Origin of the sequence: Gilliamella sp. Bif1-4, from assembly GCF_001690535.1 — a bacterium.
GTDB lineage: Bacteria > Pseudomonadota > Gammaproteobacteria > Enterobacterales > Orbaceae > Gilliamella > Gilliamella bombi.
Window position 1 is genome coordinate 1 of sequence record NZ_LZHC01000040.1, and the last position, 1,026, is coordinate 1,026.

At 35.8% G+C, this 1,026-nt stretch carries 2 protein-coding genes; both read left to right on the plus strand.

All coding sequences use genetic code 11. From position 1 onward, the window contains the following. Window positions 1-139: 139 nt before the first annotated feature. The gene (locus A9G25_RS06570) at window positions 140-601 is read left to right on the plus strand and encodes a hypothetical protein (RefSeq protein WP_065626272.1); all 462 of its coding nucleotides are present in this window, start codon (window positions 140-142) and stop codon (window positions 599-601) included. 68 nt (window positions 602-669) lie between these two features. Next, on the plus strand, window positions 670-969 hold the full coding sequence (locus A9G25_RS06575; RefSeq protein ID WP_034885636.1) for an IS3 family transposase: 300 nt from the start codon (window positions 670-672) through the stop codon (window positions 967-969). Window positions 970-1,026: the final 57 nt, after the last annotated feature.

Here is a 1,026-nt window from a genome sequence, read left to right on the forward strand (position 1 = left end):
AAAAGTCCGCCAAAAAAACTAGTCAATCACCCCTTAAACGGCTATACTTTCATCGCTTCAGAAAAATGAGCTTATCAAACAAGCAAATAATTATAAAAAATTCAAATAAAACAAAATATTACTTGATAGGTGAAACGAAATGCAGTACCATTTTAGGCACAAGCACTGGCAAACCTATGTCTTAAATTTATCAAATAATCCTATTCGACAAGTTTTTACTCGAAACTTATTTATATTTTCGAAATTATTCACAAAATTATTTTCAAAAATCCCATTGGCATTAGCACCGTTGTTGTTATTGCCGTACTCTTTAGAATCGCAGGCATTATCGGCCACGACTTCTGAGCGCATTCATGGTACTGCGCCTTATTTAACTATTGATGGCGGTGTTACTAAAGTGACTGAAATAAGGAAATTATTAGGTATTAAGTTATCAGACGGCCGAACATTCACACCGCAAAATAATCCTTCATCACCGACAGCGCCAATCGAGTTACCTAATGCATGGGGTACTTTTGCTGATATTGAAATGATAGTCCCGCCATTAAGCGACTCAATAAATATAAATGACTTAGTGACACAAGGTAAATGGAGTGGATAGGCTACACTAATTCATACAACTTTTTTAAGGGGTAAGGTAAACTTATCACAACTAAAAAAGGAACAAATATGAATAAGATTAAACGCAAAAGACGAACATTCACAGATGATTTTAAACACCAAATGGTCAGTCTTTATCAACATGGTAAATCACGTAGTGAAATCGTTGCCGAATATGATTTGACACCATCAGCTTTGGACCGTTGGATAACGCAAGCAAGCCAAAGCGGCTCATTTAAAACAAAAGATAATCGCAGTCCACAAGAACAAGAGTTAATCGCGTTGCGTAAAGAGCTTAAACAACTCCGTATGGAAAACGATATTCTAAAGCAAGCAGCACTGATAATAGGGCGAAAATCGCTATCCTAAAAGCAAATCGACATCGTTATAGCATAACAAAGCTATGTCAATATTTAGGATTATCAA

Coding starts and splice junctions, on each gene's coding strand:
- A9G25_RS06575 (WP_034885636.1), top strand. CDS start 670: ATGAATAAGATTAAACGCAAAAGACGAACATTCACAGATGATTTTAAA.
- A9G25_RS06570 (WP_065626272.1), top strand. CDS start 140: ATGCAGTACCATTTTAGGCACAAGCACTGGCAAACCTATGTCTTAAAT.